25 protein-coding genes are annotated in these 24,694 nt (G+C 50.7%); 13 read left to right on the forward strand and 12 right to left on the reverse strand.

Annotated features, from left to right (window positions below):
- Positions 1–14: 14 nt before the first annotated feature.
- Positions 15–902, reverse strand: coding sequence for a methylenetetrahydrofolate reductase (gene metF / locus HV041_RS19200; RefSeq protein ID WP_005121692.1), 888 nt, complete (start codon positions 900–902; stop codon positions 15–17).
- A gap of 157 nt (positions 903–1,059) precedes the next feature.
- Positions 1,060–1,968: a LysR family transcriptional regulator gene (locus tag HV041_RS19205; protein WP_048213983.1), complete on the reverse strand. Its 909-nt coding sequence runs from the start codon at positions 1,966–1,968 to the stop codon at positions 1,060–1,062.
- A gap of 89 nt (positions 1,969–2,057) precedes the next feature.
- Between HV041_RS19205 and HV041_RS19210 the strand changes: the two genes are divergently transcribed.
- A complete protein-coding gene (locus tag HV041_RS19210) occupies positions 2,058–2,435 on the forward strand; it encodes a carboxymuconolactone decarboxylase family protein (RefSeq protein ID WP_048213984.1) in 378 nt (125 codons plus the stop codon).
- A gap of 38 nt (positions 2,436–2,473) precedes the next feature.
- On the opposite strand, the gene HV041_RS19215 is transcribed toward HV041_RS19210, so the two are convergent.
- Positions 2,474–4,030, reverse strand: a complete 1,557-nt coding sequence (locus HV041_RS19215) for a bifunctional UDP-sugar hydrolase/5'-nucleotidase (protein ID WP_048213985.1) — start codon at positions 4,028–4,030, stop codon at positions 2,474–2,476.
- A 133-nt stretch (positions 4,031–4,163) separates the two neighbouring features.
- Between HV041_RS19215 and HV041_RS19220 the strand changes: the two genes are divergently transcribed.
- Positions 4,164–5,336, forward strand: coding sequence for a cytoplasmic protein (locus HV041_RS19220; RefSeq protein WP_121585291.1), 1,173 nt, complete (start codon positions 4,164–4,166; stop codon positions 5,334–5,336).
- 26 nt (positions 5,337–5,362) lie between these two features.
- On the opposite strand, the gene metL is transcribed toward HV041_RS19220, so the two are convergent.
- Positions 5,363–7,795: a bifunctional aspartate kinase/homoserine dehydrogenase II gene (gene metL, locus HV041_RS19225; RefSeq protein ID WP_048213987.1), complete on the reverse strand. Its 2,433-nt coding sequence runs from the start codon at positions 7,793–7,795 to the stop codon at positions 5,363–5,365.
- 2 nt (positions 7,796–7,797) lie between these two features.
- Positions 7,798–8,958, reverse strand: coding sequence for a cystathionine gamma-synthase (gene metB / locus HV041_RS19230; RefSeq protein ID WP_005121701.1), 1,161 nt, complete (start codon positions 8,956–8,958; stop codon positions 7,798–7,800).
- A 265-nt stretch (positions 8,959–9,223) separates the two neighbouring features.
- Between metB and metJ the strand changes: the two genes are divergently transcribed.
- Positions 9,224–9,541, forward strand: a complete 318-nt coding sequence (gene metJ, locus HV041_RS19235) for a met regulon transcriptional regulator MetJ (protein WP_048213988.1) — start codon at positions 9,224–9,226, stop codon at positions 9,539–9,541.
- Positions 9,542–9,600: 59 nt separating this feature from the next.
- Here the strand turns inward: metJ and HV041_RS19240 are convergent, their stop codons facing one another.
- From HV041_RS19240 to rpmE, 3 genes are all read right to left on the reverse strand, one after another.
- Complete coding sequence (locus HV041_RS19240; RefSeq protein WP_048213989.1) at positions 9,601–11,025, reverse strand: MFS transporter; 1,425 nt, start codon at positions 11,023–11,025, stop codon at positions 9,601–9,603.
- An 89-nt stretch (positions 11,026–11,114) separates the two neighbouring features.
- Positions 11,115–11,795: an oligogalacturonate-specific porin KdgM family protein gene (locus HV041_RS19245; protein ID WP_121585290.1), complete on the reverse strand. Its 681-nt coding sequence runs from the start codon at positions 11,793–11,795 to the stop codon at positions 11,115–11,117.
- 340 nt (positions 11,796–12,135) lie between these two features.
- Positions 12,136–12,348, reverse strand: coding sequence for a 50S ribosomal protein L31 (gene rpmE / locus HV041_RS19250; RefSeq protein WP_003028810.1), 213 nt, complete (start codon positions 12,346–12,348; stop codon positions 12,136–12,138).
- 204 nt (positions 12,349–12,552) lie between these two features.
- Between rpmE and priA the strand changes: the two genes are divergently transcribed.
- The 6 genes from priA to menA all read left to right on the forward strand — a co-directional run bounded on the left by priA (position 12,553) and on the right by menA (position 19,962).
- Positions 12,553–14,751 (forward strand): primosomal protein N', encoded by a 2,199-nt coding sequence (priA, locus tag HV041_RS19255; RefSeq protein ID WP_121585289.1) that lies wholly within the window; start codon positions 12,553–12,555, stop codon positions 14,749–14,751.
- A gap of 156 nt (positions 14,752–14,907) precedes the next feature.
- Positions 14,908–15,933 carry a DNA-binding transcriptional regulator CytR gene (cytR, locus tag HV041_RS19260; RefSeq protein WP_003825179.1) on the forward strand — a complete coding sequence of 342 codons (1,026 nt, stop codon included), beginning with the start codon at positions 14,908–14,910 and terminating at the stop codon, positions 15,931–15,933.
- Positions 15,934–16,026: 93 nt separating this feature from the next.
- Positions 16,027–17,001, forward strand: coding sequence for a cell division protein FtsN (gene ftsN / locus HV041_RS19265; protein WP_075551463.1), 975 nt, complete (start codon positions 16,027–16,029; stop codon positions 16,999–17,001).
- A 92-nt stretch (positions 17,002–17,093) separates the two neighbouring features.
- The gene (gene hslV / locus HV041_RS19270) at positions 17,094–17,624 is read left to right on the forward strand and encodes an ATP-dependent protease subunit HslV (RefSeq protein ID WP_003028805.1); all 531 of its coding nucleotides are present in this window, start codon (positions 17,094–17,096) and stop codon (positions 17,622–17,624) included.
- 9 nt (positions 17,625–17,633) lie between these two features.
- The gene (hslU, locus tag HV041_RS19275; protein WP_003028803.1) at positions 17,634–18,965 is read left to right on the forward strand and encodes an HslU--HslV peptidase ATPase subunit; all 1,332 of its coding nucleotides are present in this window, start codon (positions 17,634–17,636) and stop codon (positions 18,963–18,965) included.
- A 67-nt stretch (positions 18,966–19,032) separates the two neighbouring features.
- Complete coding sequence (gene menA / locus HV041_RS19280; RefSeq protein ID WP_121585288.1) at positions 19,033–19,962, forward strand: 1,4-dihydroxy-2-naphthoate polyprenyltransferase; 930 nt, start codon at positions 19,033–19,035, stop codon at positions 19,960–19,962.
- A gap of 272 nt (positions 19,963–20,234) precedes the next feature.
- Here the strand turns inward: menA and HV041_RS25195 are convergent, their stop codons facing one another.
- Positions 20,235–20,360: a hypothetical protein gene (locus tag HV041_RS25195; RefSeq protein ID WP_255562811.1), complete on the reverse strand. Its 126-nt coding sequence runs from the start codon at positions 20,358–20,360 to the stop codon at positions 20,235–20,237.
- A gap of 175 nt (positions 20,361–20,535) precedes the next feature.
- Here HV041_RS25195 and HV041_RS19285 point away from each other — a divergent pair, with 175 nt between their 5' ends.
- From HV041_RS19285 to rraA, 4 genes are all read left to right on the forward strand, one after another.
- On the forward strand, positions 20,536–21,087 hold the full coding sequence (locus HV041_RS19285) for a hypothetical protein (RefSeq protein WP_048213994.1): 552 nt from the start codon (positions 20,536–20,538) through the stop codon (positions 21,085–21,087).
- The gene (locus HV041_RS25225; protein ID WP_180963306.1) at positions 21,084–21,425 is read left to right on the forward strand and encodes a putative T6SS immunity periplasmic lipoprotein; all 342 of its coding nucleotides are present in this window, start codon (positions 21,084–21,086) and stop codon (positions 21,423–21,425) included. Before HV041_RS19285 ends, HV041_RS25225 begins: the two co-directional genes overlap by 4 nt.
- Positions 21,426–21,437: 12 nt before the next feature.
- Positions 21,438–21,938 (forward strand): type VI secretion system tube protein TssD, encoded by a 501-nt coding sequence (tssD, locus tag HV041_RS19290; RefSeq protein ID WP_121585287.1) that lies wholly within the window; start codon positions 21,438–21,440, stop codon positions 21,936–21,938.
- Between the two features lie 685 nt (positions 21,939–22,623).
- Positions 22,624–23,109 carry a ribonuclease E activity regulator RraA gene (gene rraA, locus HV041_RS19295; protein ID WP_121585286.1) on the forward strand — a complete coding sequence of 162 codons (486 nt, stop codon included), beginning with the start codon at positions 22,624–22,626 and terminating at the stop codon, positions 23,107–23,109.
- Between the two features lie 37 nt (positions 23,110–23,146).
- Here the strand turns inward: rraA and HV041_RS19300 are convergent, their stop codons facing one another.
- From HV041_RS19300 to zapB, 3 genes are all read right to left on the reverse strand, one after another.
- Positions 23,147–23,536 (reverse strand): hypothetical protein, encoded by a 390-nt coding sequence (locus HV041_RS19300; protein ID WP_048213996.1) that lies wholly within the window; start codon positions 23,534–23,536, stop codon positions 23,147–23,149.
- On the reverse strand, positions 23,533–24,201 hold the full coding sequence (locus HV041_RS19305) for a hypothetical protein (protein WP_121585285.1): 669 nt from the start codon (positions 24,199–24,201) through the stop codon (positions 23,533–23,535). The genes HV041_RS19300 and HV041_RS19305 overlap by 4 nt, the downstream gene beginning before the upstream one ends.
- Positions 24,202–24,293: 92 nt before the next feature.
- Entirely contained in the window at positions 24,294–24,539 is a 246-nt protein-coding gene (zapB, locus tag HV041_RS19310) for a septal ring assembly protein ZapB (protein ID WP_019077914.1), read from the reverse strand.
- Positions 24,540–24,694: the final 155 nt, after the last annotated feature.

Here is a 24,694-nt window from a genome sequence, read left to right on the forward strand (position 1 = left end):
GCTGGGGCATCTGTTTAATTCGGTCTTACACCCAGTGTGTGACAAATAGCGTAGCTCATCTCAGCGCGGTTGAGCGTATAGAAGTGAAAATCTTTCACCCCTTCGCGACTGAGGATCTTCACCATGTCCATGGCGATATTCGCCCCTACCAGCTTGCGGGTTTCGGCATCATCATCCAGACCATCAAACATTGTCGACATCCAGGAAGGGATACGAACATTGGTCATGTCGGCAAATTTTTTCGCCTGCTTAAAGTTGGAGACTGGCAGGATACCCGGAATAATTTCCACATCGATACCCGCAGACACGCAGCGATCGCGAAAACGCAGATAGCTTTCTACATCGAAGAAGAACTGGGTAATCGCACGGTTCGCACCGGCATCAACCTTACGCTTCAGGTTCAGCAAATCAGCCTGAGCACTCTTTGCTTCCGGGTGCACTTCCGGGTAAGCCGCAACGGAGATATCAAAGTCAGCAACGTCTTTCAGCAGCGTCACCAGGTCAGAAGCATACATATCTGGTTTACCGCTTCCCGGCGGCAGGTCACCACGCAGGGCCACAATATGCCGAATACCGTTGTTCCAGTAGTCCTGAGCAATGGTACGCAGCTCATCACGGGTCGCATCAATGCAGGTCAGGTGCGGCGCCGCTTCAAGACCCGTGCGATCCTTAATACCCTTAATAATGCTGTGCGTACGGTCGCGCTCACCAGAGTTTGCACCGTAAGTGACTGAAACAAACTTCGGCTTCAGGCTGCTCAGGCGATCGATGGAGTTCCACAGGGTTTGCTCCATTTCACTGGTGCGCGGCGGGAAAAACTCAAATGAAACGTTAATCTGACCGGCAACTTCTGCCAGGCTCTGATTCAGGGCTTCCCGCTGGTTGGCGTGAAAAAAGCTCATACCTTACCTCATCAATCTTTTGTCGTTATATGTTGTGTTGTGAACTGCTATACGTTTAGACGTCTAGATGTAAAAATGACGGAAAAGCATGCTGGCGTCAACACAAAAATCATCGCTAAAGGTGAGGAATACTCAGCCAACGTGAAAAAAATTCACATCAGCTTGAAATGATGAGGGATTGCATCATGAGTTCTTGCACCCACTGCAACCGGCTCTCATTTTCAGGCAACATCACTAACCCGGCACGGATACACAGCTCAGCATCGCTCAGTGGATGGAATACCACGCCCTGACGCTGGATAGCAGCAAATGAAGCCGGAAGCAAACTTAAACCATCGCCCTGGGCAATCCGCGCAAGCAGCACATCATGCTCCAGTGGTTCTTCAAGACAGGAAGGAGAGTAACCAGCGCGGTGGAAAATCTGCCGGGTATAGTCAAAAAAAGCCGGGTTACGTTCCCGCTGGAACCAGAACAACGGTCGGTGGTTGAGTGCCGATAAGGAAAGAGAAGCCGTACAAGCCTCTGACCAAAAGGAGGGTAATGCAGCAATTATCGGCTCTTGCCAGGCTAAAGGGGTGACGGTAAGCCCAGATGCCTCAATAGGCAAAGCCACCAGCGCCGCATCCAGTTTGCCTCGCCTTACCTGACGAACAAGTTCAGGTGAGCCGTGACGCATGACACGCAGCATTTTTACACGAGCATTTAGCGTTGATTCAAGAGCCACAAAAACGCCCTGTTCAAACGCCGTGCTTAATCCTAAACGCAGAGGTTGCACCTCCATCTGCGCTAACTGGCTCAATGCAATATAGGTCTTGTCCTGTAGCGCCAGCAGCGGACGCACCATTTCAAGTACGCGCTGGCCGTCCTCCGTCAGCGTAAGCCCACGGGTATGACGGACAAAAAGCGTCACCCCCAGGCGTTCTTCAAGCTGGCGAATATGACGGCTTAGCGGCGGCTGCGACATAAAAAGACGTTGCGCCGCACGACTCATGTTGTTCTCTTCGGCCACTACGGTGAAGTAGCGCAGCAGACGGATATCCAGAGAGTGCAGGGGCGATATTGTCATACCAAAAAAGTATCACGGAAACGGTATTATCCCAATCATTCTGCGCGCTCTATCCTCACGCCACAGACCACACGATAGAGGAAGAAATGATGCTTTCAGAACGCTTTATTACCGGCCAGGAGATGTTGCAAAAAGTAGATGGCAAAGGGGGCGATGCAGTCATCGAAAGTCTGCAGGACATTGCGCCAGACTTCGCCCAATACCTGATTGAATTTCCTTTTGGCGACATCTATTCAAGACCGGGGCTGGATTTACGCAGTAGAGAAATAGCTACCGTCGCGGCATTAACTGCGCTGGGTAACGCCACACCGCAACTGAAAGTACATATTGGCGCGGCATTACACGTGGGTTTAACGCAGGATGAGATCGTTGAAGTGATTATGCAGATGGCCGTATATGCTGGCTTCCCCGCGGCACTCAATGGTTTGTTTGCCGCGAAAGAGGTGTTTGCCTCTCACAGAGGCTAAAACAACAGGCCAGCGGATTGTCTGCTGGCCTGAGCTCGCTACGGTTTCACATCTGCCACACGCATGCCTTTGAGTTGCTCATCCGTCAGCGGATTTCCCGCTTTGAAATAATCAACAACCGCATTAGAGATGTAGTAGCCTCCGGATGTATTTCGCGCTTTACCTTCGGTAAATGCGGCAAAACCATCACCACCGTCCGCCAGGAAGCTATTGGTGGCAATGTGATAGATGGTGGCGTCTTCAATGGGTTGGCCGTTTAACGTTAGTACGGTGACGCGCTGACCGACCGGTTTACTGCTGTCATACTTCATCTCCAGGCCTTTAGATACCTGCAAAACACCGTTACTTAAACTCGCACCGTGCTCCATCAAACTACGCAACTGCTTACCGGTGAGATCCATTGTGGCCAGCTCGTTCGGGAACGGGAAGGTGCTAATGACTGCCCCCATGGTGATGGCTCCTGCGGGGACTTCATTACGGATGCCGCCTGAGTTAGTGAGCGCTAACTGGGTATCTTTACCTGCCGCCACCAGCAACGCATCCGCCGCCAGATTGCCCAACGAAGAAGATTCACCATAAGCACGCGTCAGCTCAACCGGAGAGTTTGCAACCGTTTGTTGTACCACCTTATCAAGCTTTTTATTCCAGCCATCGATGACCTGTTTCGTCTGCGGGTCTGGTTGCCATTCATCCGCAAAAATGGTCTTTAGCTCGAAATTCTTCACGGTAAATTGATGCGGTTTCTGCTGATAATCCAGCACCAGTTTACCCACATCAATGCCCCCGCTGTCGGTGGAAAGGATCAGGGTATTACCGACTTTAATCGGCTCCGGCGTGCCCACATGCGCATGACCGGTGATCAGGATATCCAGCCCCTGCACCTGGCCTGCGGTCTGGATGTCTTTATCCAGCGCACGGCGCACATCGGTGCCGCCCAGACTGGACTGACGCGCTGGCGTGCCTTCATGGATCAGCGCCACGGTGAGATCGACTTTGCCTTTAAGCTCATCGATATAGCGTTGCAACCACTTCACTTCATCACGCGCTTCGATACCAATACGTGTCGCCGCAGAAACCGTATCATCAAAAGCAAACACGCCGTGCAGGCCAATCACGCCAATCTTCACGCCATCTTTTTCAATAATGGTATAAGGCTTATCCCAGAACATTTTGCTGCTGTTCTGATAAAAGATGTTGCCCTGCACAATCGGGAATTTCGCCTGACTCAGTTGCAACAGCGTATTGTCCCAACCGTGATCGAATTCATGATTACCCATGGTGACAGCATCAAAATTCATGGTGTTCATGATATCGATAATCGCCTTACCCTTGGTCAGACTGCTGATATACGGCCCGGTAAAATAATCACCCGCATCAAAAAACCAGGTGGCGCTGTTTTTCGCTTTCTCCTGCTTCACCATCGTCGTGATATTGGCCCAACCGCCAATGTCACGCGTGCCATCCGCAATCCATGGGACTTTATAAGGTTCAACGTGGGCGTGAAGATCGTTGGTATAGATAATTGTGACATCTTTGGCACTCGCCCAGAGCGGCAACGATACCAGAACACCAACAGCAAGCATTTTTAACTTCATAATCAATCCCTTTCAGTCATATAAAGAATCGCTACGTTACGTTCTGAAAGGGTTTTTTATGTGAGAAAACTCACATCCACTGGTGATAGTCGCGGGTCAAAATCAACGACCATTAAAAATCGTTGGTAATACGATGACGTCACTGTTCACCATCAATTGCTGTAAGTCCTTCGGCTGTAAAAATCTGGGGCTGGCGAGCTCAGCAGATTACAGCTGGCCAGAGTATCGACTGGGTTATGCCGCACTGCATTGCCGGGCATGCGGCAGCTATCCCCCGCTGTTTAATGAGGAACAGTTTGGTAGGTGGTTGTCAGCATATTTAACGGATTTTGCCGCCCAAAGCGGTCATTTTTGCCCACGTTGTTACCAGCGAGAAACGATACGCTATGGCCGAAATCCTCAGGGCAGCCAACGCGTTCAGTGCCGGAGCTGCAAAAAGGTCTGGACACCAAAGCAGCAACCGCTCGTCGCCATCCAACCGCCCGAACAAATCGCAACAGTCTCTCTGATCGTACCTTTTCAGGGCGCCAGTGCAGATCAGCAACTCTATGTGTTGCTCAGTTTTGACGCTATTCGCGGTAATATTCTGCATATTTCCAGCAATTCCACACCTCATCCTGCCGGGGCTTCATTGCGTTACCGCTGGCGCGGCAGCACTGAGCCAGTGGTGAGTCATGATGATATTGTGGAACGAGTCAGTCAGCGAGAAACGCAGTTTTTACGCCGCAGCCAATTTGACGAAATTCAGTACGGCAGCGCGATGCTCAAACGTAACGCCAGCGGCGCAATTTTACGCCCGGTCATTACCGCGCATGGGCATTTCCGCGTCCTGAGCCATCTCTGGCCTGCGGTAAAAACGCACATTATTGCCCACGAATGCTTTCTGCGCGGCGCAGTGATTACCGCATGGGCGGAACAATTTCGCGAACATCACGCCTCGCTTTGGTTTGTGGATGAAGAAATCAGCGACGATCAACACACCAGGCCCTGGCAGTTACTGGGCAAAAGTTATCAGGGATGGTGGCAAAACCAGTGGCAAATTTGGCAACAAGGCGACACGCGTAAAATGGTGTGTTTGTTAACAGAGGGTCAGGTTGAAAAAGGAGCGTCAATAACCCTGGCGGCAAGTCATCATTTTCTCAACTGGTTGCAGCAACAGACGGAATTTCAGCAAAGCCCACGTTACTCTGCCCATTCTGTGTTTCAGACGATAAGGACGCTGACAGAGAAATACAACATCCTGGATTTGCCCGGTGGCGCTGCCGCTTACCGGGCCTACGGTTTGTGTCATAGCCAGGCCGGATAAGCGTAAGCGCCATCCGGCAACGCAAACTACAGCAACTGCGCCAGACGGTTGATGTCGGACTGGATAGCACCGGCGGTCACATCACGACCTGCGCCCGGCCCGCGGATCACCAGCGGGTTATCGCGATACCAGCGGCTCTCTATGGCGAATACGTTATCGCACGGCAACAGCGCTGCCAGCGGGTGTTCAGCGCGGACCGCTTCAACACCCACACGCGCTTTACCATTGGCGTCAAAACGCGCCACGTAGCGCAACACCAGCCCCATTTCACGTGCAGCTTCCAGACGTTGCACCATCTGTTCATTCAACTCATCGCCATTTTCAAAGAAATGGTCAATGGAGCCTTCTTCGCAGTGCGCAGGCACCAGTGACTCAACGCGAACCTGGTCCGGCTCAATATCGTAACCTGCTTCACGCGCCAGGATCACCAGCTTACGCATCACATCTTTGCCAGAAAGATCGACGCGCGGGTCCGGTTCAGTTAGCCCTTGCTGCCAGGCCTGATCCACCAGATCGGTGAACGGGACCGTGCCATCAAATTGCAGAAACAGCCAGGATAACGTGCCGGAGAAGATCCCGCTGATCGACAGAATCGTATCGCCACTATCAATCAGATCGCGCACAGTATGGTTGATCGGCAAACCTGCGCCCACGGTGGCGTTATACAGCCAGTGGCGACCGGTTTTTTCGAAAGCATCATGAATTTGGCGATACTTATCACTGGTACTCGCCCCCGCCAGTTTATTGGCGCTAATGACATGGAAACCATGGCTGGCGAAGTCCAGATACTGATCGGCCAATTGTTCACTGGCCGTCACATCCAGCACCACTAAATCATCATACGGGTGGGCGCGCATCCACAGGAATAGCGCCTCTTCATCCTGCTCTACCGCTTCGTCGTCGAAGAAGGCCAGGGCACGGCTGGCATCCAGCCCTTCATAGTTCAGCAGGCTGCGGCGGCTATCCACCACGCCTGCCAGCACGAATTCAAACCCGGTACGCGCGGAAAGCGTTGTTTGTTCGCGAGCAAACAGTTCCAGCCAGCGTGAACCAATATTCCCCTTGCCGAACAGCACCAGACCAATACGTTTTTCTGCGCGGAAAATAGACTGATGCAAACCCTGAATCAGGCTTTCGGTCGGGCCGGTACGCAGTACCGCAACCAGACTGATCCCCTCTTCCGACTGCCAGGTAAACTCGACTGGCTGGCCTTTTAACTGTTGCCAGAAACGGTGGCAATGCAGCGGATTGCGCGTTACGCCTGCCCCAACCATCGCCACCAGCGCCAGCCCCTGGCGCAGACGCAGCTCGCCCGGCAAACCGGCTTCATCAAGAATTTTCAGTGCGCCGTCAGCGACTTCGGAGGTATAGCAAAATTGCAGTAGCTGGCGGTCAGGATGCACGCCCACCGCCAGTGGACGCACCTGGGTGCGTTTTAAAATCTGGTCGACTTCTTTGTAGGCCAGCTTAAAGTCCTGGCCGGTGGGAACCTGAAACTCAATCAGACAGACGTCGTCATGGCTGGTCACGATGCGCGCCCCGGTACCAGAAGCCAGTACTCGCTCAATCCGCGTTGATCCCTGATCCGGCGTGTAGCTACAGCGCAACTGGAGGTCGATATCGCTACCCGAAACCGGCTGTAAGGTGCGGGCATGCAGAACCGGAGCCGCCAGACGCGCCAGCTCGCTGGCCTCATCAAGACGCAGCAGCGGTAGCAAACAGGCATCTTTGACTTTACGTGGGTCCGCACTATAAACCCCGGCGACATCGCTCCAGATGGTGACACGAGAAACGCCCGCCAGCGCACCAACCTGCGTCGCCGAGTAGTCAGAGCCGTTACGCCCCAGCAGGACCGTTTCACCCGCATTGCTACGGCTGATAAAACCAGTCACCACCAGGCGCTTACCCGGATGCTGCGCCAGCAGTTGCTGCAGTAATGGGTAAGAAAGACCTTCATCCACCTGCGGCTGAGCGCCGCGTTCAGCACGTAAAAACTCACGCGCATCCAGCCAGGCCGATTCCAGCCCCTGTTGATTAAGGACAGCGGACATCAAACGCGCGGACCACACCTCGCCATGCCCGACGACTTCAGCATAAACGGCATCGTTTACACCGCTGTCGAGTAACCCGGCCAGGCGTTCCAGATCGTGAATAAACGCGCCGATCAACCCATCCGCCACCTCAGGAGGTAACAAACCGCTGATAAGCTCGCTTTGATAGCGACGTAACGCCTGTTGAACCTGATGCGCAGAAAGACGATCGGTCTGGCTTAACTTCAGCCAGCTAATCAACTGGTTAGTGGTACTGCCCGCGGCGGAAACAACCATCATATCGTCAGGCTGCGAGTACTCCGCCATAATACCTGCGACACGCAAATAACATTTCACGTCTGCCAGACTACTACCACCAAATTTGTGCAGTTGACGACCCTTCGCCCCTGCCTGCGCAATCACACTCATGTTTACCCCTTGTTTGCAGCCCGGAAGCCATTTTCCAGGTCGGCAATTAAATCTTCGCCATCTTCAATACCGGTGGAGATACGCAACAACGTTTCTGAAATTCCGGCAGCAGCACGCGCTTCTGGCGCCATACCCGCATGTGTCATGGTCGCGGCGTGGGAGATCAGACTTTCAACGCCCCCTAATGATTCCGCCAGCGTAAACAATGACAACCCGCTCAGGAAGCGACGCAATGTTTGCTCGTCGCCATCCAGTTCAAAACTCAACATCGCGCCAAACCCTTTTTGCTGACGCGCGGCAATCTCATGCCCCTGATTATCCGGCAGTGACGGATGATACAGTTTCTTCACCAGCGGCTGGGTTTGCAGGTAGTCCACAATAGCCTGAGCATTACGTTGTGCCACTTCCATACGCGGTGACAGAGTACGCAGGCCGCGCAACAGCAGATAACTATCAAATGCGCCGCCGGTCACGCCAATATTATTCGCCCACCATGCCAGTTCAGTGACCGTTTCCGGATCTTTGGCTATAACAACACCAGCCACCACGTCTGAGTGACCGTTTAAATATTTCGTGCATGAATGCAACACCAGATCGGCGCCCAATGCCAGTGGATTTTGCAGTGCAGGACTTAAAAAAGTGTTGTCGACAACGCTCACCGCACCAGCCTCACGTGCCAGTTGGCAGATTTTTGCAATATCTACCACGCGCAGCAGCGGGTTGCTTGGACTTTCGACCAGCACCAGCTTCGGTTTTTCTGCCAGCGCCGCTTTCAGCGCCTGATCATCACCCTGATCGACAAACAGCACACGATAACAGCCACGTTTTGCCAGACTGTCAAACAGGCGGTAGCTACCACCATAGCAGTCGTGCGGTGCGACCAGCAGATCGCCAGGCTTCAGAAACACCGTGGTGACCAGATGAATCGCCGACATGCCGGTATTGGTCAGCACTGCACCAGCGCCCCCCTCCAACTCCGCCAGCGCACGCTGAACCACATCACGCGTCGGGTTACCACGGCGTGAATAGTCATGAGCACGAGGCTCATTAAAACCGGTGAAATTATAGGTACTGGAGAGGTGAATCGGCGGGACAACGCAACCGTACTGCTCGTCGTCATTTAATCCGCTACGCACTGCAATGGTGGCCTGTTTACGCGTCATATTGAGGAGATCCTGGCTGAGTCGGTGAAAAGTCAGACACCAGAGTAATCATTGTTACAATAGCCGTCAATACATCTGGACATCTAAACTTCTTTGCGTATAGATTGAGCAAACAGGAAATAGCCGTTAAAATTATATGCATTAGCGTACATTTGCGTCGGCTAACTTCGTGTCAGGGCCGCGCCACTACGATAAACTACGCGCAATTATGGTCCGGGCTCAGGTTCTGGCCTCAATATTAATGACAAAGAGGATTAGGTATCTCATGGCTGAATGGAGCGGCGAATATATCAGCCCATACGCTGAGCACGGTAAGAAGAGTGAGCAAGTCAAAAAAATTACGGTTTCCATTCCTCTGAAGGTGTTAAAAATCCTTACCGATGAACGCACGCGTCGTCAGGTCAATAACCTGCGCCACGCCACCAACAGCGAACTGCTGTGTGAAGCGTTTCTGCACGCCTTTACCGGACAACCGTTGCCAAACGACGAGGATCTGCGCAAAGAACGCAGTGATGAGATCCCGGAAGAGGCGAAGATCATCATGCGTGAACTGGGGATCGACCCGGAGACGTGGGAGTACTGATCAGCTGACGGTTAGAAAAAAAGAGAAAAGGCGGGATAACCCCGCCGTTTCTCACAACGTTATTTTCTAATACCATTGATTTTATTCAATGTTTCTTCCATTTTGAGCGTTTCTCTGCGGTTCAATGGATAGCAATAAATCAGAATAACCGCCGCCAAAAACAGGCACAAAGCCGGCAAGAGATTTGCCATCGTATAAATATTTTCCTGCACAATGCTGGTTTGCACTGCACCGCCCGTTGACGAAGATTGATAACCAATGATGGCCAGCATAAAGCCACCAATCGCCCCTGCACACGCCTGACCCACCTTGCGAGCAAAGAAGTTCACACCGTAAACCGTACCATCCTCACGATCGCCGGTGACATACTGATGATAATCACAAACATCGGTCATAAACGCCCAAATCATCAGGTTGAATAGTCCGGCCCCCAACGTCGCCAGGAACAGGAAAACCAAATAGACTTTCGCGTCCGTAATATGGATGAAGTACATAATCAGATACATCGCCACCGCAAAGAGCAATGCGCCGACGCTGGCCTCTTTTTTGCCAAACCGCTTCGTCAGCCAGGACGCCGAGGGTGCCAGCAAAACCAGAGAGCCGAAGGTAAATAGCAACGCCACGGACATGGCCTCTTTGTTGTGGAAGTAGTCATTAAACAGGTAAGTCATGTTGGTACCTGACAACCCCTGGTTAATCACAATCAGCAGATCCACCACAACTAAAACGATCAGTGCTTTATTGCGTAACAATCCCTTCAGCAGCACCGATACGGGCATACTCTCTTTTCGCTCCACGCGCACACGTTCTGTTGTTAACTGACAGGTCAACGTTAAAAAGATAAAGCCCAGTACGGCACAACCAATAGCAATCCAGAAAAAATGTTGCCCGGAAATCACCTGACTTCCGTCCACCAGGGTGGTGTACATCAGAATCGGGATAAAAAAGCCGGTTGCTCCACCGCCGATGGCCGAACCCACGCTGCGCCAGGTTGACAGTGACACCCGATCTTCCGGGTTCGAGCTAATCGCCGCAGACATGGCGCCATATGGAATGCTGACTGTCGATAACAGTGAACCGTAAACAAAATAGGAACAGCAGATATAGATAATTTTCGCCGTATAAGAAAAATCATTCACAAACGGCAGGAACAGGACCACCGCAATGATGCAGAACGGGTACTTCATACGGCGCACCCACGGATTAAATCGTCCATGTACCGTCAATTTAGAGGTATCGCATAAGCGCCCTACACCAACATCGACAAACGCATCAAAGAGCTTAGTCACAAAATAGAGCGAGCCGACAATAACTCCTGAAATGCCGAGGACGTTAGTGTAATAAATCATTAAAAAACTATTTACTAACCCAAGAATAAAACAGGTTCCCAGGTCACCACACAAATAACCAATTTTATCCCTGAATCCGAAAGGTCTGACGACAATATCTTGATTGCTTCCACTCACTGTTCCATCATTAGACATGATGTCAACTCCTTAGACATATTATTCACGCAAACTATGCGTATATCCTGGTGTTCAACGTAATAAACCAATACGCAGAGTATTAACAATCAGAAGTTATAACCGAGGCCGACACGATAGCGGGTCTGGCGATCGTCAGTCGTGGTGGTGTCATAACCCGAAGAAACATTACCAATTTCAATAAATGGAACCCAGGAATCTATTTTATAAGCGACACGGAAGTTATATTCATAATCATCTTTCCGGTTGTTATATAAATCTTCGCTATCGGCAATTTTATAAATGCCGTTTAGCTCAAACATCCAGTTATTGACGTTATAACCAAGCCAGGCTTCCGGACGATAGACCATGCGGTCATCTTTGCCGTCAGTGTTTCTGCGCATGTACTCCTGACGATAGCGGAACGCGGTCCACCAGCTGTCGTTGATGTTGTACTGCACGCGGATATAAGGTTTATAAATCTTGATGTTATCGCCCGTTTCGATCGCAATACCTGGCTGCCAGATGAGATCCCGCCAGGTAAACTGGTAACTTGCCGTATACTCGTTACCGTTACTTTCCATATTATTCCACGCATCGTTCGATTGCGTATCTTCAGAACGTGAAATGGCCTCTACCGCTACACCAAAACCTGTAGCAAAACGATGAGACATATAAACACGATCGTAATTTCGCCCGTCATCATAATATTCATGGCGGTAATCAACATAACCCGCCTGCGCGGCCGCAGATAATAATGGAATAAGTAACAAGGTAGATTTAAATTTCATGACAATCCCTTTTCACACTAAATAAAGAAAATTCACCATCACATTCCGGGCTATAAACAGGAAAGCAATAGAGTCGTAAGAATAATTTTATATTTCCGCGAAAGTGTATTTTAGAAAGAGGGGATAAACCTTTGAGATTTTGCCAGGAATTGGCATGAGTGGCAAAGAACAGAAGATAAAAATGACGAAGATCACTAGTGCGAATATTTTATCTTAAAAAATAAAAACACTGTTTCATTTATTAAAAGTGAAACATCATTCAATACATCAATGTAAGTTTTATTATCAAGTACAGATACAAAAAAAGCGCCATAAGGCGCTTTTTTCTGACAGCAGGAACTTATTTGCTGCCCGGGATGCTGAAACGCTTGTTGAAGCGATCAACACGGCCACCGGTAGCAACATCACGCTGCTTGCCAGTATAGAACGGGTGGCACTTGCTGCACACGTCGAGGTTCAGATCGTGACCGACAGTAGAGCGGATTTTAATGACGTTACCGCAAGAGCAGTTTGCAGTAATTTCTTCGTATTTCGGGTGAATATCTTTTTTCATGGGAAAACCTCGGTTTAAGGCCGCGTCGCTCTTCCAGCCCTAACGCCAGACACCACGCGATGTTAATAGTATAGGTCAGTGATACAAATTTGTATCAAAGGCGGCGAATCATACAGAAATTAACCTGCTCATGCAAACTGATCCGCATTCTACCCTCCACTAATGTGTATACTAACCCGCCAGATTTCAAGTCAGGATGATTCAATGCCCGTTGCGCACGTTGCCTTACCCGTTCCGCTACCTCGTACTTTTGACTACCTCCTGCCGGAAGGCATGAGCGCCAAAGCCGGGTGTCGTGTACGCGTGCCTTTTGGCAAGCAGCAAGAGCGCGTGGGTATCGTCCTTTCCGTCAGCGAGCACAGTGAACTACCGCGGAGCGAATTGAAAGCCGTTCTCGAAGTGCTGGACAGCGAACCGGTCTACTCGACCTCTGTCTGGCGTCTGCTGTTGTGGGCGGCGGATTATTATCATCATCCTATCGGTGACGTACTGTTTCACGCTCTGCCAATTTTACTGCGCCAGGGACGTCCGGCGACTAACGCGCCCATGTGGTACTGGTTTGCCACTGAAGAAGGCCAGGTTATTGATCTGAACAGCCTGAAGCGCTCTCCCAAACAGCAGCAGGCGCTGGCTGCGCTACGCCAGGGAAAAATATGGCGCGACCAGGTCGCTGAACTGGAATTTAATGACGCCGCATTACAGGCACTGCGGAAAAAAGGTCTGTGCTCCCTGGCGAGTGAAACGCCAGGCTTTAGCGACTGGCGTACGCACTACGCCGTTTCCGGTGAGCGTCTGCGGCTGAATACCGAGCAAGCCACCGCTGTTGGCGCGATTCATAGCGCGTCGGACAGCTTTAGCGCCTGGCTATTAGCGGGCGTGACGGGGTCGGGCAAAACAGAGGTCTATCTAAGCGTACTGGAAAATGTCCTTGCCCAGGGCAAGCAGGCGTTGGTGATGGTGCCGGAGATTGGTTTGACGCCGCAAACTATTGCCCGTTTTCGCGAACGCTTCAATGCGCCGGTCGAAGTCCTGCACTCGGGTTTAAATGACAGTGAACGTCTTTCGGCATGGCTGAAGGCGAAAAATGGCGAAGCGGCGATTGTTATCGGCACGCGCTCGTCACTGTTTACGCCGTTTAAAAATCTGGGCGTGATTGTCATCGACGAAGAGCACGACAGCTCTTATAAACAGCAGGAAGGCTGGCGCTATCATGCGCGCGACCTCGCGGTTTATCGCGCCCACAGCGAGCAGATCCCGATTATTCTCGGCTCAGCCACCCCGGCGCTGGAAACGCTGTGCAACGTGCGGCAGAAAAAATACCGCATGCTGCGCCTGACGCGCCGCGCCGGGAATGCACGCCCAGCCACTCAGCACGTGCTGGATCTGAAAGGTCAGCAGGTACAGGCCGGGCTCGCCCCTGCGCTTATCGCCCGTATGCGTCAGCATCTGCAAGCAGATAACCAGGTAATTCTGTTTTTGAACCGCCGGGGTTTTGCGCCTGCGCTGCTGTGCCACGACTGCGGCTGGATTGCCGAATGTCCGCGCTGCGATCACTACTATACCCTGCATCAGGCACAGCACCATTTACGCTGCCACCACTGCGACAGCCAGCGCCCAATACCGCGTCAGTGTCCTTCCTGCGGCTCGACGCATATGGTTCCGGTTGGACTCGGCACCGAACAACTTGAGCAGGCTCTGGCACCGTTTTTCCCCGGTGTGCCGATTTCACGCATCGATCGCGACACAACCAGCCGTAAAGGCTCGCTGGAGCAGCATCTGGCGGAAGTGCATCGCGGCGGCGCGCGAATCCTGATCGGCACACAAATGCTGGCCAAAGGCCACCACTTTCCGGATGTCACGCTGGTTGCACTGCTGGATGTTGACGGGGCGCTATTCTCTGCCGATTTCCGTTCGGCTGAACGTTTCGCCCAACTTTATACCCAGGTTTCCGGACGAGCTGGGCGCGCCGGGAAACAAGGCGAAGTAGTGCTGCAAACGCACCATCCTGAACATCCGTTGCTACAAACCTTGCTGTATAAAGGTTACGACGCGTTTGCCGAACAGGCGCTGGCCGAGCGACAAACGCTCCAGCTTCCACCGTGGACCAGCCATGTGATCGTGCGGGCAGAAGATCATAATAACCAGCATGCGCCAATGTTCTTACAGCAGTTACGAAATCTGATTCAGGCCAGTCCGCTGTCTGATGACAAGCTGTGGGTGCTCGGCCCGGTTCCCGCCCTGGCGCCCAAACGCGGTGGTCGCTATCGCTGGCAAATTTTGTTGCAGCACCCGTCGAGAATTCGCCTGCAACATATCATCAGCGGCACGCTGGCGCTGATCAATACGTTACCCGATGCACGTAAGGTTAAATGGGTGCTGGATGTCGATCCCATCGAGGGATAATGCCTCATGATGCGAGGCGGATCGTAAAATTAAACATCCATCACACTTTTTATGAAAATTCTGTAACCGCTTCCATTAACTATCTGATAAAAATGTTTCAGATGAAGGTTACCCAGGGACGAGTCTGTGCCAGCAGCCCTCTGGCGAGGAGAAAGAGTGAAACCGAATAAGCAGGTTGCCGCCGCTACGATGAAAGATGTTGCTCTGAAGGCGAAAGTCTCAACGGCAACCGTATCCCGCGCATTAATGAACCCGGACAAAGTCTCACAGTCAACCCGTAACAAGGTTGAGCAGGCCGCACTGGAAGTGGGATATTTACCCCAATCAATGGGACGCAATGTTAAGCGTAATGAGTCACGTACCATTCTGGTGATTGTGCCGGATATCTGCGATCCCTTTTTTAGCGAAGTGATTCGCGGCATAGAAGTGACCGCCGCAGAACAGGGATATCTGGTGCTGATCGGCGATTGCGCGCACCAGAACCAGCAGGAAAAGACCTTCCTCAATCTCATAATCACCAAGCAGATCGATGGCATGGTGCTGCTCAGCTCGCGCCTGCCGTTTGATGCCAGCGTGGAAGAGCAACGCAACTTGCCGCCGATGGTCATGTCCAACGAGTTCGCGCCAGAGCTGGAACTGCCCACCGTGCACATTGATAACCTCACTGCCGCCTTTAACGCGATGAATTATCTGCTGGAACTGGGGCATAAGCGCATTGGTTGTATTGCCGGGCCAGAGGATATGCCGCTGTGCCACTACCGCCTGCAAGGCTATGTTCAGGCACTACGCCGCAGTGGAATTACCGTCGATCCACACTTCATCGCGCGCGGTGATTTCACCTATGAAGCGGGCGCCAACGCGTTAAAACAGCTGCTTGAGCTACCGCAACCTCCGACCGCGGTCTTTTGTCACAGCGATGTGATGGCGCTTGGCGCACTCTCTTACGCCAAACGTCAGGGCTTAAAAGTACCGGATGATTTATCTATCATTGGCTTCGATAATATTTCACTGACGGAATTTTGTGATCCACCCCTGACAACCGTCGCACAACCGCGTTTCGATATCGGACGTGAAGCTATGCTGTTACTGCTCGATCAATTACAAGGGCAGAGCGTCAGCAGTGGCTCACGTTTACTGGACTGCGAGCTAATTATTCGGGGTACTACCCGGGCACTGACGTAAAGTAAAGTGCTTTCGGACTCCCCTGTCTGGTCAAAGGCCCGTCGCTTAAGTAACATGGCGGGCTGACGAACGAATAAATACAGCGAAACGATAGTGGCACAACGAGATTATGTACGTCGCGGCCAACCGGCACCTTCGCGGCGCAAAAAGAGCACATCACGGAAAAAGCAACGCAGTACGCCAGCGGTATCCCCCGCGATGGTCGCTATTGCTGCAGCCGTACTCGTGACCTTTATCGGTGGTCTGTACTTCATTACGCATCACAAGAAAGAAGAGTCCGAGACGCTGCAAAGCCAGAAAGTCACCGGTAATGGCATCCCGCCTAAACCGGAAGAACGCTGGCGCTATATCAAAGAGCTGGAAAGCCGTCAGCCTGGCGTGCGTGCACCTACCGAACCCTCTGCGGGTGGCGAAGTGCTTAACGCCGATCAGTTGACCAATGAGCAGCGCCAGTTGCTGGCGCAAATGCAGGCTGATATGCGTCAACAGCCGACACAGCTCAACGAAGTACCGTGGAACGAACAAACGCCTGAACAGCGCCAGCAAACGCTGCAGCGCCAACGCCAGGTGCAGCAACAGCAATGGGCCAACACGCAGCAGCAGGCTCAGCAGCCGCGCCCACGGGCGACGGAACAGCCTTACCAGCAGCCACAAACGCGTACGGCACAAGCCGCACCGGTACAACAGCCGAAAGCGCAGCCAAAACCAGTGGCCCAGCAGCCGTATCAGGATCTGTTGCAGACGCCTGCGCACACCACCGCCGCGCAGCCGAAAACGCAGCCGGCCGCGCCAATAACGAATGAAACGCAGCCGCCAAAACAGACGGCGGAGAAAAAAGACGAACGCCGCTGGATGGTGCAGTGCGGGTCATTTAAAGGCGCAGAGCAAGCAGAAACCGTGCGGGCGCAGCTGGCTTTTGAAGGCTTCAACTCCCGCATTACCACCAACAACGGCTGGAATCGCGTGGTGATTGGCCCGGTGAAAGGCAAGGAAAATGCCGACAATACCATCAGCCGCCTGAAAGTTGCCGGCCACACAAACTGCATTCGACTCGCCACTGGGGGTTGAAACCCCCAAAATCTCCCCCATCTATACTTGCATTACGCCCCGTACAACTGTGCGGGGCCTGTATTCTGCATTTGTAACCAAGGGGTCTGCTCGTGACAACAATAGTAAGCGTACGCCGTAACGGCCATGTGGTAATCGCCGGTGATGGTCAGGCCACACTGGGTAACACCGTAATGAAAGGCAACGTGAAAAAAGTCCGCCGTCTGTACAACGACAAAGTCATTGCGGGCTTTGCGGGCGGGACTGCGGATGCATTCACGCTGTTTGAACTGTTTGAACGCAAACTGGAAATGCACCAGGGTCACCTGGTTAAGGCCGCCGTTGAGCTGGCTAAAGACTGGCGTACCGACCGTATGCTGCGCAAACTCGAAGCGTTGCTGGCCGTTGCAGATGAAACAGCATCGCTCATCATCACCGGTAACGGTGACGTCATTCAGCCAGAAAACGATCTGATTGCCATCGGCTCCGGCGGTCCCTACGCCCAGGCTGCAGCACGCGCTCTGCTGGAAAACACCGAGCTTGGCGCACGCGAAATTGCTGAGAAAGCGTTGGATATTGCAGGGGATATCTGCATTTATACCAACCACTTCCATACCATCGAAGAATTGAACTCCAAAGCGTAAGGATCCCCCATGTCTGAAATGACCCCACGCGAAATTGTCAGCGAACTGAACAAACACATCATCGGCCAGGATAACGCTAAGCGTTCCGTGGCGATTGCCCTGCGTAACCGCTGGCGCCGCATGCAGCTCAACGAAGAACTGCGCCATGAAGTCACACCGAAAAACATTCTGATGATTGGCCCGACCGGCGTCGGTAAAACCGAAATCGCCCGTCGCCTGGCAAAACTGGCCAACGCGCCGTTCATCAAAGTTGAAGCAACGAAATTCACCGAAGTCGGCTATGTAGGTAAAGAAGTTGACTCTATCATCCGCGATCTGACCGATGCTGCTATCAAAATGGTTCGCGTTCAGGCGATCGAGAAAAACCGCTTCCGCGCAGAAGAAATGGCGGAAGAGCGCATTCTCGACGTGCTGATCCCACCGGCTAAAAATAACTGGGGACAGTCAGAGCAGCCGCAGGAACCTTCTGCAGCGCGTCAGGCGTTCCGTAAAAAACTGCGTGAAGGCCAGCTGGATGATAAAGAGATCGAAATCGATCTCGCGGCCGCACCGATGGGCGTTGAAATTATGGCGCCTCCGGGAATGGAAGAGATGACCAGCCAGCTGCAGTCCATGTTCCAGAACCTGGGCGGTCAGAAGCAAAAACCGCGTAAGCTGAAAATCAAAGACGCAATGAAGCTGCTGATTGAAGAAGAAGCGGCCAAACTGGTCAATCCGGAAGAGCTGAAACAGGAAGCTATCGACGCCGTTGAACAGCACGGGATCGTGTTTATCGACGAAATCGACAAAATCTGTAAGCGCGGCGAATCCTCCGGTCCGGATGTTTCCCGTGAAGGCGTACAGCGCGACCTGCTGCCGCTGGTTGAAGGCTGCACCGTCTCTACCAAACACGGTATGGTGAAAACCGATCACATCCTGTTTATCGCCTCTGGCGCATTCCAGGTGGCGAAACCGTCCGACCTGATCCCGGAACTGCAGGGTCGTCTGCCGATTCGTGTTGAACTTCAGGCGCTGACCACCAGCGATTTTGAGCGTATCCTTACCGAACCGAATGCCTCCATCACCGTCCAGTACAAAGCGCTGATGGCGACTGAAGGTGTGGACATCAACTTCACCGAATCGGGTATTAAACGCATTGCCGAAGCGGCCTGGCAGGTTAACGAAACCACCGAAAATATCGGTGCGCGTCGCCTGCATACCGTTCTTGAACGTCTGATGGAAGATATTTCCTATGATGCGAGCGATTTGAACGGTCAAAGCATCACAATTGATGCCGAATATGTGAGCAAACATCTGGATGCGCTGGTCGCAGATGAAGATCTGAGCCGTTTTATCCTATAATCGCGTTCAATGCATTTTCATCACTGTTGATGGGGCTGATAAAGCCCCATTTTTATTGGCGCTAAATATGACTGAACAACAACAAATTAGCCGCTCACAAGCCTGGCTGGAAAGTTTACGACCTAAGACCTTACCGCTCGCCTTCGCGGCGATCATCGTCGGTACGGCATTAGCATGGTGGCAAGGGTTCTTTGATCCGCTGGTCGCTCTGCTGGCATTGATTACTGCAGGACTGCTGCAAATCCTGTCCAATCTCGCGAACGACTATGGCGATGCCGTCAAAGGCAGCGACAAGCCCGACCGCATCGGACCGCTGCGTGGCATGCAAAAAGGCGTTATTACCCAGCAGGAGATGAAGCGTGCGCTGATTGTCACCGTGGTCTTAATCTGCCTGTCCGGTCTGGCGCTGGTGGCGGTGGCCTGTCACACACTAGCGGATTTTGTCGGCTTCCTGATTCTCGGCGGCCTGTCGATTATCGCCGCGATCACTTACACCGTAGGTAATCGCCCTTACGGCTACATCGGCCTCGGTGATATTTCCGTGCTGGTGTTCTTCGGCTGGCTGAGCGTGATGGGGAGCTGGTACCTGCAGGCGCATACGCTGATTCCGGCGTTAATCCTGCCGGCAACCGCCTGCGGCCTGCTGGCAACTGCCGTGCTCAACGTCAACAACCTGCGCGATATCAACAGCGACAGAGAGAACGGCAAGAATACGCTGGTGGTGCGTTTAGGCGCCGTCAATGCCCGCCGCTACCACGCCTGTCTGCTGATGGGCACGCTGGTCTGCCTGGCGCTGTTTAACCTGTTCTCGCTGCAAAGTTTATGGGGATGGCTCTTTATCCTCGCCGCACCACTGCTGATTAAACAGGCATGCTACGTGATGCGTGAAATGGATCCGACGGCAATGCGCCCAATGCTGGAACGCACCGTAAAAGCGGCACTGTTGACTAACCTGCTGTTTGTTGTTGGAATTTTCTTAAGTCAGTGGTCTCTTTAACTGACAAATATCAATTAATAATTTCAATTTTTAGAATCGCATAACGCCTCGCGGCCCTTACAATAGAGGGTCGCGAGGTTTTTTCATGTTTTTTATATTTTCCGGGGATACCTCGGAGATACCAACGAACGGTAAACACCGTGACCTGTAAGTACTAAAACCAGCGTTTCCCAGCTTACTTAACCGATCACGGGGTCTGAAGCCCACCCGTACGAGAGCGTACGCTAAGTACATTTTTTAAGCAGATTGGGCGAGTAAAGAAAATGAGGGTTTTATTTACTTTTTCCATTAATGCCAGTATCCGTGCGGTTTCCGGCATTAATGGTGTTAATAAACCCGTTAATCAAATCAACGTAAACCTGACCGACAACGCCACGACGTTGTAGATTTAAATTCATAAGGTTACGTTCTTAGCGTACGAACTCGTACGGTTGCTCCCTAAACCAGGGGCTTAACGGTAGAAGCGGCGTAGCCGCAGTTTGTGACAATTTCGAATATTTCCCGCATTTTTTAACAGGAAAAAATTTACTTTAAGGCGTATTAAGGTATTTTTACCAATGGATGATGCCTCCAATGATAAGGGAAATGAACGATATAGACCGGGGCGGGTTACGGCTGTTAACGCTTGGTGAGATTAACTTGGCCCGTACCCTCTACGCTTTCACCATCCGCTATAACGAAGTCTGGATCCACCGCAGCAGCTATCTACCTTTCAACCTCCAAAAGAACAACTACGCCATGACGCCCAACGGCGAATTGTACTTTCAGGAAGGTACTTATGAGCCTGACTTTTCACAGCCGCATGTTAATAACGATCGCGTTGGTGGGCAGCATCTTTTTTTACATGAAATGATGCACGTCTGGCAGCATCAGCGCGGGATGATGGTAAGGATGCGGGGCCTGTTCTCTTGGGCAGTTGATTACTATTACACGTTGGATAAGGCCATACTCTTGGATTACGGCTTAGAGCAGCAGGCTGCAATGGTGACTGATTATTGGCTGCTTAAAACATATGGATTCGGCAACCGCTCTGATTTGTATCGCCTCAAGGATTACGATCCATCTGAACCTGTCCTTAGCCTCATATCCCGCTATGAGAAAGTGTTAGGGAGGTTCCCGCATTGAAACGCTACTTTCTCATTCCTGCCTTTTTTGCGCTGGCTGGGTGTGGCGCTGGTGATAGCGTTCCCCCATGGCGTAGTTTCCCTATTATAAATAATTCGCTTTGCTTCTCTGTTAATAAATCGGACGTTCTGAGCCGATACGGCGTTTATTCTGAGCAGGGAAATGAATACAAGACATTGGCGGAAAATTCGCATGTAGCTCTCTCCTACCCTGAAACGTGCTTAAAAATACCGATAACGCCGGGCTATATCTATGCGGCTTCATACACATTGAACGGAAAGAATTACCGTTACAACTTTTTCATCGACAGAAACGGGCAAATATTAAGCACAAAATAAGGAGATCTATAAATGTCATTACCAGCTTATATGTATATTTATGATGAAAATGGACAACTGATCAAAGGCAGTTGCATGGCGCTGGGCCGTGAGGGTGCAGTTGAAATCATGAACAGCAGTTACGGTGTGTACCAAAACACATGCCGCAACACTGGTAAGCTGATGGGGTCGCGCGAACACAACGCTTTTACCCTGCACAAAGAGATTGATAAGACCTCACCATATTTTGCGGTTGCAGTCTGCCAAAGTAAGCGACTGCAAAAGGCAGTAATCCACTATTACGACATCAACGAGGCGGGTATCGAATATGAGATTTACCGAATTACGCTTAACAACATCGTAATCATGTCCGTCAATGCTGCTCATGCTTATATGCCGGGTTCCCATACTCCGGGCATGATGGAAAATATCGCTATCACCTACTCAGGCATTGAGTGGTTTTATATCGAAGGGAATATCAAATACGACGATGACTGGAGCCGCCCGGTTGGTTACAACCAACAGCAAAGGTAAATCGAATTGGCAGGCAGATCTGCTGAAAATAAAGACCACTTAGCAGACTGCCTGCAATACGAGCGTACTTGGTCATCAAACCAATAATGCAAAACTTTATAGACTTAAAATCATAAGGTTACGTTCTTAGCGTACATATCCGTGCGGTTGGGCTTCACCCCCCATCAACACATCAGTTTTATAGCCTGCTATAGCCCATTGTCTTACGGTATCAAGGGCCTTGAGCCAGCGACCTAAATCATTATTTCTGATTTTAGTTGTTCTCCGTGTATTTCCATTCCAAAGCATTTTTGTACTTAAAATGGTTGTGGGCGGATCCGGGACACACAAAAACTTTTGCTGCCACTGGACGTAACGCGCAGCCGCAACCCATTAACGACACTATCAGCATATTCAAGGCGAACGGGGAGTTCCATCAGCACGGCTTGGTGAATCTAATCGTTCTCATAGGGCTTTCTTTTATGCTCCAGCAATCTTCCGGGGATACCTCGGGGATACTTTACAGAGGGAAATACGGGTAATTATAGGTCATTATCGGTTGTCTTAAAAATCAGTAATTGACTGTTTTTAAATGAAAAATACGAATATTTATTGATCTGGACACTAATTAACAATTGATGATTTTGCCAACAGTACACATAGCGCGATATACTAAAAATTCTCGCAGCAACTGAACGTTGAGCCTATGAAATACGATACATCCGAGCTTTGTGACATCTATCAGGAAGATGTCAACGTCGTGGAACCACTGTTCTCTAACTTTGGAGGACGGTCGTCGTTTGGCGGACAAATCATCACGGTAAAATGTTTCGAGGACAACGGGTTGCTGTACGATCTGCTCGAACAAAATGGCCGTGGTCGCATTCTGCTGGTCGATGGCGGCGGTTCTGTCCGTCGTGCGCTGGTCGATGCCGAACTGGCACGGCTGGCAGTAGAGAATGAATGGGAAGGTCTGGTTATCTACGGCTCAGTCCGTCAGGTAGACGATCTGGGAGAAATGGATATCGGCATTCAGGCGATTGCCGCAATTCCGGTCGGTGCTTCAGGAGAAGGTATCGGGGAAAGCGATGTACGCGTCAACTTTGGCGGCGTAACGTTCTTCTCTGGCGACCACCTGTACGCCGACAACACCGGGATAATCCTCTCCGAAGACCCGCTCGATATCGAGTAAGTAAAAAAGGCCATCAGCAAATTTGATGGCCTTTTTTTCATTCATTTGATTCGTAATGAATGACTTTAATATCATACTTTTCATTTTTTTCTTCGGCAACGACGCTCATCATCTCACGACTGGCAGGATAAGTTTCGATATAAGCATTTAATTTATCCTCAGCTATCTGAACGTCACTCTTTTGTATTCCGGTAAAAATTATTTCACTGAGTTGAAGATGGCTACCTTCATCTGAATAGCTTACAAAAAACCAGTCGCTGGATACCCTTGGAACCTGTTTAAGAGGTTTCGGTGTTAGCAGATGATAGAATAATAAATTCTGCTGTGTATAGATTTTTTCTGTAAAGATGCTCAACATGAAACAGCAATAAAGTAGCGAAATTAAAATCATAAATACAATAATAAAACCTGATTTCCTGAACTTCATATGCGGAGTTCCCGAACATAATTTGGATTCGCAACAGGTTTTATTATATCCATAAATAAAGGTAATTCCCCTGAGTAGGGTTCATGTTTCTTATCCTTATCTATTGGGTCAGGAAATAGTAAAGGAATAACGCTTTTGTTTTTAAACTTACCAACAGGGCCATAGAAGTCCCAGATACGATAAGCCTTTTCTTTCGAACAGATCTGAAGACGAGGGGTGTAATCTGCATAATTTACAGCTTGGTAAAAACCAAATAAGTTCGATACCAAATCTTCAGCACTATAGCCACTATCCGTTAAATATACGTAAGGCCAAAAATCCTGCAAGGATTCGAAGCGATGTGACGTACCTAAGAATATCGATAAAGCAATACCTTGTAAGGTTCGTTCCGGTAATCCTCGTCGCACCATAAATCTACGATATATACCAGTATTAATATTTAGGCCATGAATGTTTTTGGACATACTTTGATGATAATTTACTTCATAAAATTCGCTATCACCACCACGAGCTCTTATCATTTCAAACCATAATCTTTCCGCCCCTGCTGGATTAGCATGGCCTAAATCAATCCATCCTAGATTCTCTGTATAGATAAGGCCATATTTAATATCACTGGTGATAAATCGATCCGAATTATCAATAATATCGTTTCTTTTTGTCATATCGTATTCTTTGAAATTTAAAAGTTACGATATCCTAATCTCTACATAGTAAAAAGGCATCCATTATGGATGCCTTTTTAAAGAAATCAGAATTAGACTTCTTCCATACGACCTAAAAGGGCATGCAGACGATCCTGCCAGCCGTTCTGCTGTTCTTTCAGGTTGTTGTTCTCACGCTCCAGCTCTTCACGCTGCTGCTGTGCAGACTGAACTTCCTGCGACAGTGAGTTGTTCTTTTCTTTCAGCTCTTCGATTTCCATCTGCAACAGCGTGATGGTATCAATCGCCTGCTGTACTTTTGCTTCCAGTTTCTCAAACACTTCTAATGACATCGTCATACCTCTCCTGAATTGCAAGGCGTTGATGGATAAAAATCCTCGTCCCGATAACCGGCGACGCCTTAATAAAAACGAGCGCACACTACTTAACACCGATTGTATGAAGCCGCGCCATCCCTGTCCAGCGGCATCCCGCGCAGATTGCGGTTTGCAAC

The organism is Citrobacter sp. RHBSTW-00029 (genome assembly GCF_014104295.1).
Classification (GTDB): Bacteria; Pseudomonadota; Gammaproteobacteria; order Enterobacterales; family Enterobacteriaceae; genus Citrobacter; species Citrobacter youngae.

Excerpts from the sequence above, each read along its gene's own strand:
- metL (WP_048213987.1), bottom strand. The coding sequence starts at position 7,795 with ATGAGTGTGATTGCGCAGGCAGGGGCGAAGGGTCGTCAACTGCACAAA.
- HV041_RS25195 (WP_255562811.1), bottom strand. The coding sequence starts at position 20,360 with ATGAATTTAAATCTACAACGTCGTGGCGTTGTCGGTCAGGTTTACGTT.
- HV041_RS19300 (WP_048213996.1), bottom strand. The coding sequence starts at position 23,536 with ATGAAGTTCAGGAAATCAGGTTTTATTATTGTATTTATGATTTTAATT.
- hslU (WP_003028803.1), top strand. The coding sequence starts at position 17,634 with ATGTCTGAAATGACCCCACGCGAAATTGTCAGCGAACTGAACAAACAC.
- HV041_RS19220 (WP_121585291.1), top strand. The coding sequence starts at position 4,164 with ATGACGTCACTGTTCACCATCAATTGCTGTAAGTCCTTCGGCTGTAAA.
- HV041_RS19305 (WP_121585285.1), bottom strand. The coding sequence starts at position 24,201 with ATGACAAAAAGAAACGATATTATTGATAATTCGGATCGATTTATCACC.
- metB (WP_005121701.1), bottom strand. The coding sequence starts at position 8,958 with ATGACGCGTAAACAGGCCACCATTGCAGTGCGTAGCGGATTAAATGAC.
- zapB (WP_019077914.1), bottom strand. The coding sequence starts at position 24,539 with ATGACGATGTCATTAGAAGTGTTTGAGAAACTGGAAGCAAAAGTACAG.
- HV041_RS19210 (WP_048213984.1), top strand. The coding sequence starts at position 2,058 with ATGCTTTCAGAACGCTTTATTACCGGCCAGGAGATGTTGCAAAAAGTA.
- rraA (WP_121585286.1), top strand. The coding sequence starts at position 22,624 with ATGAAATACGATACATCCGAGCTTTGTGACATCTATCAGGAAGATGTC.
- HV041_RS19245 (WP_121585290.1), bottom strand. The coding sequence starts at position 11,795 with ATGAAATTTAAATCTACCTTGTTACTTATTCCATTATTATCTGCGGCC.
- priA (WP_121585289.1), top strand. The coding sequence starts at position 12,553 with ATGCCCGTTGCGCACGTTGCCTTACCCGTTCCGCTACCTCGTACTTTT.
- HV041_RS19205 (WP_048213983.1), bottom strand. The coding sequence starts at position 1,968 with ATGACAATATCGCCCCTGCACTCTCTGGATATCCGTCTGCTGCGCTAC.
- metF (WP_005121692.1), bottom strand. The coding sequence starts at position 902 with ATGAGCTTTTTTCACGCCAACCAGCGGGAAGCCCTGAATCAGAGCCTG.
- HV041_RS19285 (WP_048213994.1), top strand. The coding sequence starts at position 20,536 with ATGATAAGGGAAATGAACGATATAGACCGGGGCGGGTTACGGCTGTTA.
- HV041_RS19215 (WP_048213985.1), bottom strand. The coding sequence starts at position 4,030 with ATGAAGTTAAAAATGCTTGCTGTTGGTGTTCTGGTATCGTTGCCGCTC.
- rpmE (WP_003028810.1), bottom strand. The coding sequence starts at position 12,348 with ATGAAAAAAGATATTCACCCGAAATACGAAGAAATTACTGCAAACTGC.
- metJ (WP_048213988.1), top strand. The coding sequence starts at position 9,224 with ATGGCTGAATGGAGCGGCGAATATATCAGCCCATACGCTGAGCACGGT.
- tssD (WP_121585287.1), top strand. The coding sequence starts at position 21,438 with ATGTCATTACCAGCTTATATGTATATTTATGATGAAAATGGACAACTG.
- HV041_RS19240 (WP_048213989.1), bottom strand. The coding sequence starts at position 11,025 with ATGTCTAATGATGGAACAGTGAGTGGAAGCAATCAAGATATTGTCGTC.
- menA (WP_121585288.1), top strand. The coding sequence starts at position 19,033 with ATGACTGAACAACAACAAATTAGCCGCTCACAAGCCTGGCTGGAAAGT.